Annotated in this window: 6 protein-coding genes; 3 read left to right on the top strand and 3 right to left on the bottom strand. The window is 71.2% G+C overall.

The window, feature by feature from the left end; translation table 11 throughout:
- Positions 1–66: 66 nt before the first annotated feature.
- The 3 genes from AC2H6A_RS15960 to alaS form a co-directional block, all read right to left on the bottom strand.
- Entirely contained in the window at positions 67–315 is a 249-nt protein-coding gene (locus AC2H6A_RS15960; RefSeq protein ID WP_484274694.1) for a sulfurtransferase TusA family protein, read from the bottom strand.
- A 107-nt stretch (positions 316–422) separates the two neighbouring features.
- Positions 423–1,670 carry an MFS transporter gene (locus tag AC2H6A_RS15955; RefSeq protein WP_484274692.1) on the bottom strand — a complete coding sequence of 416 codons (1,248 nt, stop codon included), beginning with the start codon at positions 1,668–1,670 and terminating at the stop codon, positions 423–425.
- Positions 1,671–1,687: 17 nt separating this feature from the next.
- On the bottom strand, positions 1,688–4,303 hold the full coding sequence (gene alaS, locus AC2H6A_RS15950) for an alanine--tRNA ligase (protein ID WP_484274691.1): 2,616 nt from the start codon (positions 4,301–4,303) through the stop codon (positions 1,688–1,690).
- Between the two features lie 92 nt (positions 4,304–4,395).
- Here alaS and selB point away from each other — a divergent pair, with 92 nt between their 5' ends.
- From selB to AC2H6A_RS15935, 3 genes are all read left to right on the top strand, one after another.
- On the top strand, positions 4,396–6,339 hold the full coding sequence (gene selB, locus AC2H6A_RS15945) for a selenocysteine-specific translation elongation factor (protein ID WP_484274690.1): 1,944 nt from the start codon (positions 4,396–4,398) through the stop codon (positions 6,337–6,339).
- Between the two features lie 132 nt (positions 6,340–6,471).
- On the top strand, positions 6,472–6,933 hold the full coding sequence (locus AC2H6A_RS15940) for a tripartite tricarboxylate transporter TctB family protein (protein ID WP_484274688.1): 462 nt from the start codon (positions 6,472–6,474) through the stop codon (positions 6,931–6,933).
- 21 nt (positions 6,934–6,954) lie between these two features.
- Positions 6,955–8,014 (top strand): tripartite tricarboxylate transporter permease (locus tag AC2H6A_RS15935; RefSeq protein WP_484274687.1); only part of this gene is annotated, 1,060 nt, incomplete at its 3' end.

Raw genomic sequence — 8,014 nt, 5'->3', positions numbered from 1 at the left:
GATACGCCACCGGTGACCAGCGCCGTGCGGCCGCTGAAGTCGAACTGGACCGTCATGGCGCGCTCCTCAACGACGGCGAAGGTAGAAGGACCATTCACGGTCGCCCTGCTCGACCGCAACCAGTTCATTGCCGGTCTGGCGCGCGAAGGCGGTGAAGTCGCGCTGCGAGCCGGGGTCGGTGGAGATCACCCGCAGCACCTGGCCGCTGGTGAGGTCGGTCAGCGCCTTCTTGGCGCGCAGGATGGGCAGCGGGCAGTTCAGGCCGCGGGCATCGACTTCCTTGTCGGCCGAGGGCGAAGGGGCGGTGGTGCTCATGACAGGGTTCCAGGAAGGACGGGTGCCGGTGGCGCATACACGACGAGACACGCAAGGCCTCGGGGCCGAAGGCCGGTCGTGCGCTACCGGGCGGGAAACCCGACAGTCTAGCCGCTGGCGGCGGGCGGGTCGACCGGATCGCCGCGCTGCGTGCGCTGCCGAAGCGCGGTGAGGCCACCGGCCACGGCACCGACGGACACGCACCAGAAGAGCGGCGCATAGGCGAGCGCGCCACCCATCACGCTGGCCAGCAGCGTGCCCACCACGCCGAACAGCGTGGGCAGCACCACCTGCGTGCCGTTGACCAGGCTCATGCGCAGGCCCACCGCCTCGCCCACCCGGCCCGCCGGGCTGACCTCGTGCAGGAGCGACATCACCGCCGGCTGGCCCACGCCCAGCCCCAGCCCGAGCAGGAAGGACAGCCCCATCAGGCCCCAGAAACTCGTGACCAGCGGGAACACCAGGAACACGGCAGCGGCCACCAGCTGGGCCACACCGATCAGCTGCCACTCGCGCAGCCGGCGCGAGATCAGCGGCAGGGAAAGCCGCACGGTGAAGGTGGCCGCCGAGAAGGCGCCGAGCACCGCGCCGATCTGGCTCGCGCTCAGGCCGATGCGGCTGCCCTGGATGGGCGTGAGGAACATGTGCACGTCCCAGACGGTGGAGGTGACCACCACCGACAGGAACAGCAGCCGCAACGGCCGCGAGGCGAGCAGGTCGAGCAGCCGGCCGCGTCGTGCCTGCGCCGGCGCCACCCGCGAGGCCTGGCCGGAGAAGGTCCAGCGCCAGCGCAGCAGCGCAAAGGCCGCCGCGATCAGGAGCGTGGAGGCAGCGAAGGAGGCGCCGAAGGACGAGCCGGCGCCCCAGCGGTCGATCAGCAGCCCGGCGAGCACCGGCCCGCAGAAGGCCGAGACCGAGTAGCCCACCGCGAGATGGCCGAAGTGGCGCATGCGCTGGGCGCCCTCGCCAAGATCGCCGGTGAGCTTCTGCACGGCCATGTGAAAGAACATGAAGCCGGTGCCCACCAGCAGGCTGTTGAGAAAGAGCGCCGGCAGGCTCAGCCAGATGGCGGGCAGCACGAAGCCCACCGCAACCACCGCCGAGCCGAGCAGCATCGGCACGCGGGTGCCCCCCCGGTCGATCCAGCGGCCGGCTGACACCGACAGCAGCATGGGCAGCAGCGCATAGAGCGACAGCAGCAGCCCGACGACGAAGGCCGAGGCCTGCAGCGAGATGGCCGCGAGCGACACCGTCATGCGGCTGGCGCTGAAGGCGGTGTGGCCGATGACACCCAGGCAGATCACCGGCCACAGCCGCGGCGGATGATCGGTGCCGGACGGGCCCGCCAGGCTCATGCGGGCCCCGGTGCGCTTCAGGCGCCCACCTGTCCGGCCACCCAGGCGGCCACGCCGGCCAGGGCCTGCGGCAGCGCCGCGGGGTCGGTGCCGCCGGCCTGTGCCATGTCGGGCCGGCCACCGCCCTTGCCGCCCACCTGACGGGCGACGAAGTTGACGAGATCGCCCGCCTTGACCCGGGCGGTGGCATCGGCAGTGACGCCGGCGATCAGGCTGACCTTGGCGCCGTCGACCGCGGCCAGCACCACCGCCGCGGTCTTGAGCTTGTCCTTGAGCTTGTCCATGGTTTCGCGCAGGGTCTTGGGATCGGCCCCCTCGAGGCTGGCGGCGAGCACCCGGATGCCGCCGACCTCGACCGCACGGGCAGCCAGGTCATCGCCCTGGGAGGCCGCAAGCCGCGACTTCAGCCGGGCAAGCTCGCGCTCCAGGCCGCGGGCCTGGTCGAGCATCTGCGCGATGCGCGCCGAGATCTCGGCCGGGGTGGCCTTGAGCGCCGCGGCCGCCTCGCCGAGCAGGCCGGCGGTGTGCTGGGCCCAGACGAGCGCGTTCTCGCCGGTGACCGCCTCGACCCGCCGCACGCCTGCCGCCACGCCGGATTCGGCCACGATCTTGAACAGACCGATGTCGCCGGTGCGCTGCACATGGGTGCCGCCGCAGAGCTCGCGCGAGCTGCCGATGTCGAGCACCCGCACGCTGTCGCCGTACTTCTCGCCGAACAGCGCCATGGCGCCGCCGCGCACCGCGTCGTCGAAGGCCATGACCTGCGCCCGGGTGGCCGCATTGGCCAGCACCTCGCGGTTGACGATGGCCTCGACGCGGCGCAGTTCCTCGGCCGACATCGGCGCGTGGTGGCTGAAGTCGAAACGGGTCTTGTCGGGGTCGACCAGCGAGCCCTTCTGCTGGACATGGTCGCCGAGCACCTCGCGCAGCGCCTTGTGCATGAGGTGGGTGGCGGAGTGGTTGCGCACCGTGGCCGAGCGCCGGGCGAGATCGACCGCCGACTGAACGGCATCGCCCACCCGCAGTTCGCCACTGGCCAGACGGCCGTGGTGGCCAAAGACATCGGCCTGCACCTTCTGGGTGTCGGCCACGAGGAAGCGGGCCGCCCCCGCGGTGATCTCGCCGGCATCGCCCACCTGGCCGCCCGACTCGGCGTAGAAGGGCGTGGTGTCGAGCACCACCACCGCATCCTGGCCGGCGCCGAGCACCGGCACCGACGCGCCGCCCACATAAAGCGCGGTGACCCGCCCGGCATGGCCGAGATGCTCGTAACCCACGAAACGGGTGAGCGCGCCCTCGTAGCTCAGGCTCTCGCCCATGCGGAACTTGCCCGCCGCGCGGGCCTGCTCGCGCTGGCGCTGCATGGCGGCCTCGAAGCCGGCCTCGTCAACCGTCACATCGCGCTCGCGGCAGACATCGGCCGTGAGGTCGAGCGGGAAGCCGTAGGTGTCGTAGAGCTTGAAGGCGGTCTCGCCGTCGAGCAGACGAGTGCCGCCAGCCAGCGCGGCCTCGAGGATGCCCATGCCGTGCTCGAGGGTTTCACCGAAGCGCTGCTCTTCCTGCAGCAGCACCTCGGCCACCCGCGCGCCCGCAGCGCGCAGCTCGGGGTAGGCCTCGCCCATCTGCTGGTCGAGGTCGGCCACCAGGCGATGGAAGAAAGGCCGGGTCTGGCCGAGCTTGTGGCCGTGCCGCAGCGCGCGGCGGATGATCCGGCGCAGCACATAGCCGCGACCCTCGTTGCCCGGGATGACGCCGTCAACGATCAGGAAGGCGCAGGCGCGGATGTGGTCGGCGATCACCCGCAGCGAGGGCAGCGAGAGATCGCTCACCCCGGTCTCGCGGGCGGCGGCGCGGATCAGCGCCTGGAAGAGGTCGATCTCGTAGTTGCTGTGCACATGCTGCAGCACGGCCGCCAGACGCTCCAGGCCCATGCCGGTGTCGACGCAGGGCCGCGGCAGCGGCGTGAGCGTGCCCGCGGCGTCGCGCTCGAACTGCATGAACACCAGGTTCCAGATCTCGATGTAGCGGTCGCCGTCCTGCTCGGGGCTGCCGGGCGGGCCGCCGGCGACCTCGGGCCCGTGGTCGTAGAAGATCTCGGTGCAGGGGCCGCAGGGGCCGGTGTCGGCCATCTGCCAGAAGTTGTCCGACGCGTAGCGCGCGCCCTTGTTGTCGCCGATGCGCACGATGCGCTCGGCGGGCACGCCGATCTCGTCGGCCCAGATGCGGTAGGCCTCGTCGTCTTCGGCGTAGACCGTCACCCACAGGCGCTCGGCCGGCAGCGCGTAGACGCCGGTGAGCAGATCCCAGGCATGGCGGATGGCATCGCGCTTGAAGTAGTCGCCGAAGGAGAAGTTGCCCAGCATCTCGAAGAAGGTGTGGTGCCGGGCGGTGTAGCCGACATTCTCGAGATCGTTGTGCTTGCCGCCGGCGCGCACGCTGCGCTGCGCGGTGGTGGCGCGGCGATAGGGCCGCTGCTCCTTGCCGAGAAAGACATCCTTGAACTGCACCATGCCGCTGTTGGTGAACAGCAGGGTGGGGTCGTTGGCGGGCACCAGAGGGCTCGAGGCCACGATGGTGTGATCGCGCGACTCGAAGAACTTCAGGAACTTCTCGCGAATTTCGGCCGAGTTCATGCGGGGCAATTCATTGATCTGCAAGGAATCGGCCATTCTACCGAAACCCCCGCGCCGACGGCGCGGCCCGCCATGCGCTACCGTGACCGCCCATGATCATCGCCACCGCCGGCCATGTCGACCACGGCAAGACCAGCCTGGTGCGCGCCCTCACCGGCGTGGACACCGACCGCCTGGCTGAAGAGAAGCGCCGCGGCCTCACCATCGACCTGGGCTTTGCCTATGCGCCGCTGGGCGGCGGCGAGCCGGTCGGCTTCATCGATGTGCCCGGCCACGAGCGCTTCCTGCGCAACATGCTCGCCGGCGTGAGCCGGGTCGATCTCGCCCTGCTGGTGGTGGCCGCCGATGACGGCCCCATGCCCCAGACCCGCGAGCACCTCGCCATCCTGGGCCTGACCGGCGCGCGGGCGCTCGCCGTGGCCCTGACCAAGATCGACCGGGTGGCGCCCGAGCAGATGGCGCAGGCCCGGGCGCAGGTGCACGGCCTGCTCGCCGGCAGCCCCTGGGCCGACGCACCGGTGTTCCCGGTGAGCACACCCACCGGCGAGGGGCTGGCCGCGCTGCGCGCGCACCTGGCCGAGGCCGCCGCCGCGGCCTCACCCGATCAGCCGCAGGGTCATTTCCGCCTGGCCATCGACCGCGCCTTCAGCGTCGCCGGCGCGGGTCTGGTGCTCACCGGCACGGTGCTCAGCGGCCGCGCCCTGCCCGGCGACAGCCTCGTGATCTCGCCGCTCGGCCGCGAAGGGCGGGTGCGCGGCATCCATGCGCAGGGCGCCCCGGCAAGCGAGGCCCGGCAGGGCCAGCGCTGCGCGATCAATCTGGCCGGCGGCGGGCTGCAGCCCGAGCAGGCCGGTCGCGGCCAGTGGTTGCTGGCGCCCGCGCTGCACGCGCCCACGCAGCGCCTCGATGTCCTCCTGCGGCTGCTGCCGAATGAGGGCGGCGGGTCGGTACGCCGGGGTGCGCAGCTTCAGGTCCATCTCGGCGCCGATGCCGTGGGCTGTCAGCTTGCCTGGCTCGACGAGGACGAGGCGCGGGCCGGGCCGCAGCGCCTGGCCCAGCTGATCCTCGCCCGGCCGGTGTCGGCGCTGCGCGGCGACCGCCTCGTGCTGCGCGACCCGGCCGCCGCCCGCACCCTGGGCGGCGGTGAAGTGGTCGATCCTTTCGCCCCCGCCCGGGGCCGCAGCCGACCCGAGCGCCGCCTGCTGCTGTCCGGCTGGGGCCTGCCCGATGCCGCAAGCTCCCTGCAGGCGCTGCTGCAGACCAGCCCGGCGGGCCTGTCCGTGGAGTCCTTCGCCCAGGCCTGGAATCTGCTGCCCGAGACCCTGGTGGCGATGCTCGACGCCGGCCAGGCCGCCCGTCCCGCAGGCCTTCGGCCGGCGCTGGCGATCGACCCGGCGCGCTGGCAGGCCTGGCAGACCTCGGTCACGCGCTGCCTTGCCCGCCAGCACGACACCGAGCCGGCGCGCATCGGCCCGATCGAGCGCGAACTGCTCGACGCGATGCTCGACGAGCAGAGGTCCCTGACCGGCGCCTGGCCAGTGGGCCGCGATCAGGCCCGGCAGGTGGCGCGCGCGGCTCTGGCCGCGCAGGTCGCCGCCGGCGCGGTGGTGCGCGAGGGCGCCAGCCTGCGCCTGCCCGGCCACGAAGCCCGGCTGGCCGAGGCCGATGCCGCCCTGCTGGCGCGGGTGATGCCGATGCTGCGCGCCAGCCTGCTGCGCCCGCCGATCGTGGGCGAACTCGCCGCCGCCCTCGGGCAGGAGCGCGCCGACCTGCTGAGCTTCCTGCGCCGCATGAGCGCGCTGGGCCATGTGCTGGCGGTGGCACCCAACCGCTTCTTCGCCCCCGAGGCGCTGACCGCTCTCGCGGCCATCGCCCGATCGCTGGCAGCGGCGTCGCCTGACGGCGGCTTCGATGCCGCGGCCTACCGGGATGCCAGCGGCATCGGCCGCAACCTGACCATCGAGGTGCTCGAATACCTCGACCGGGCCGGCATCACCCGCTTCGCACGGGAGCGACGCCACCTGATCGCGCCCTGACGGCACCGAAAGCGGGCGCCATCGCGAAGCGGGATGCCCAGGGTTGGCCCGGGCCGAGGTTCCGGCTATCCTTCGCGCCAGCGATGGGCGGTGGCACGAATCGCTGTCCCGCATAACCAGGAGAGACACAGCATGCAGCTTCGCAACCACCACGACCTGTGGGCGGGCATCATGTTCGCGGGCTTCGGCCTGCTGTTCATGGCGCTGTCCCAGCAGTACCAGCTGGGCTCGGCCGCCAAGATGGGCCCCGGCTACTTCCCCACCATGCTGGGCGGCCTGTGCACGCTGCTGGGCCTGGTGATCGCCGCCGGTGCGTTCGGTTCCAAGGCCAAGCATGCCCGCGTGGCCAAGGTCGGCTGGCGCGAGCTGATCCTGGTGCTGGTATCGGTGGCGCTCTTTGCCACCCTCCTGCCCCAGCTCGGCATCGTCGTGGCCCTGGTGGTGCTGGTGGTGGTGGCCTCCACGGCCAGCTTCGAGTTTCGTCTTCGTGACGCCCTCATCTCGGCGGCGGTGCTGCTGGTGATGTCCTACCTCGTGTTCGTCAAGGGGCTTGAGCTGCAGTTCCCGCTGCTGCCCAAGTTCATGACCAAGTAAAGCGCCCCAGGACCCACCACCATGGACCAACTTCTCGGCAATCTGGCCATCGGCTTCGCCACCGCGGCCACGGTCGACAATCTCTTCTACTGCTTCGTGGGGGTGCTGCTCGGCACCCTGATCGGCGTGCTGCCCGGCATCGGCCCGCTGGCCACGATCGCCATGCTGCTGCCGGCCACCTACAAGATGACCGACCCGACCTCGGCGCTCATCATGCTGGCGGGCATCTACTACGGGGCGCAGTATGGCGGCTCCACAACGGCCATCCTGGTCAACCTGCCGGGCGAGTCCTCATCGGTGGTGACCACGCTCGATGGCTACCAGATGGTCAGGCGCGGCCGGGCCGGCGCGGCCCTGTCCATCGCCGCCATCGGTTCCTTCTTCGCAGGCACCGTGGCCACCTTCCTGCTGGCTGCCTTCGCGCCGCCGCTGGCCGAGATCGCCTTCAAGTTCGGCCCGGCGGAATACTTCGCGCTGATGGTGCTGGGCCTGATCGCGGCGGTGGTGCTCGCCAACGGCTCCATCTGGAAGGCACTGGCCATGGTGGTGCTGGGCCTGCTGCTGGGCATGATCGGCACCGATGTGAACTCCGGCGTGGCGCGCTTCTCCTTCGATGTGCCCGAGCTCTCCGACGGCATCGAGTTTGCCGTGGTGGCCATGGGCATGTTCGGCTTCGCCGAGATCATCCTGAACCTCGAGCAGCGCGAGAACCGCGAGGTCTTCACCAGCAAGGTGGGCAAGATGCTGCCCACCGGTGCCGAGTTCAAGCGCGCGATCTTCCCCATCCTGCGTGGCACCACCCTGGGCTCCATCCTGGGCATCCTGCCCGGCGGCGGCGCGGTGCTGGCCTCGTTCTCCACCTACGCCATGGAGAAGAAGCTCTCCAAGCACCCGGAGGAGTTCGGCAAGGGCGCGATCGAGGGTGTGGCCGGTCCCGAGGCCGCCAACAACGCCGGTGCGCAGACCTCGTTCATCCCGATGCTCACCCTGGGCATCCCGACCACCCCGGTGCTGGCGCTGATGGTCGCGGCCATGATGATCCACAACATCCAGCCCGGCCCGCAGGTCATGAGCAGCAACC

The organism is Quisquiliibacterium sp., from assembly GCF_982640115.1.
Note: the sequence above shows the minus strand (reverse complement) of the source record. Positions and strands in the feature narration are given on the sequence as shown.

Excerpts from the sequence above, each read along its gene's own strand:
- AC2H6A_RS15960 (WP_484274694.1), bottom strand. The coding sequence starts at position 315 with ATGAGCACCACCGCCCCTTCGCCCTCGGCCGACAAGGAAGTCGATGCC.
- AC2H6A_RS15955 (WP_484274692.1), bottom strand. The coding sequence starts at position 1,670 with ATGAGCCTGGCGGGCCCGTCCGGCACCGATCATCCGCCGCGGCTGTGG.
- alaS (WP_484274691.1), bottom strand. The coding sequence starts at position 4,303 with ATGAACTCGGCCGAAATTCGCGAGAAGTTCCTGAAGTTCTTCGAGTCG.
- selB (WP_484274690.1), top strand. The coding sequence starts at position 4,396 with ATGATCATCGCCACCGCCGGCCATGTCGACCACGGCAAGACCAGCCTG.
- AC2H6A_RS15940 (WP_484274688.1), top strand. The coding sequence starts at position 6,472 with ATGCAGCTTCGCAACCACCACGACCTGTGGGCGGGCATCATGTTCGCG.